Origin of the sequence: Pyxidicoccus caerfyrddinensis (genome assembly GCF_010894405.1) — a bacterium.
In the GTDB taxonomy this organism is placed as follows: domain Bacteria; phylum Myxococcota; class Myxococcia; order Myxococcales; family Myxococcaceae; genus Myxococcus; species Myxococcus caerfyrddinensis.
On the sequence record NZ_JAAIYA010000137.1, the window covers coordinates 1 to 479 of the forward strand.

General features: G+C 71.2%; 1 protein-coding gene. It reads right to left on the reverse strand.

Annotated features, from left to right (window positions below; translation table 11 throughout):
- Positions 1 to 479, reverse strand: a 479-nt coding sequence (locus G4D86_RS51870) for an AMP-binding protein (RefSeq protein WP_164003112.1), incomplete at both ends; no start/stop codon positions are given.

The window sequence follows — 479 nt, forward strand, 5'->3', positions numbered from 1 at the left end:
CCGCAGTCCTGGAGCATGAAGGCCAGGCGCTCACGCGGGTAGGCCGGGTCCATGGGGACGTAGGCGCCGCCGGCCTTGAGGATGGCGAGCACGGCCACCACCATGTCCACGCCGCGCTCCATGCAGAGTGCGACGCGCACCTCGGGCCCGGTGCCGCGCTGGCGCAGCCACGAAGCCAGTTGGTTGGCGCGGCGGTTGAGCTGGGCGAAGGAGAGCTGCGAGGAGTCATCGAGGACGGCCAGGGCGTCGGGAGTCAGGGAGGCCTGGGCCTCGAAACGCTCGTGGAAGGCACCTTCCCAGGGCAGCTGCCGGTGCGTGTCGTTCCACCGCGCGAGCAGCCGCGTGCGCTCGGAAGGGGAGAGCAGGGGCAGCTCACCCACGCATGTGCCGGGCGAGGCGAGCGCGGCCTCCAGCAGGGTTTGCAGGTGCTCCACCATGCGGGAGACGGTGGAGGCGTCGAACAAGTCCGTGCGGTAGCC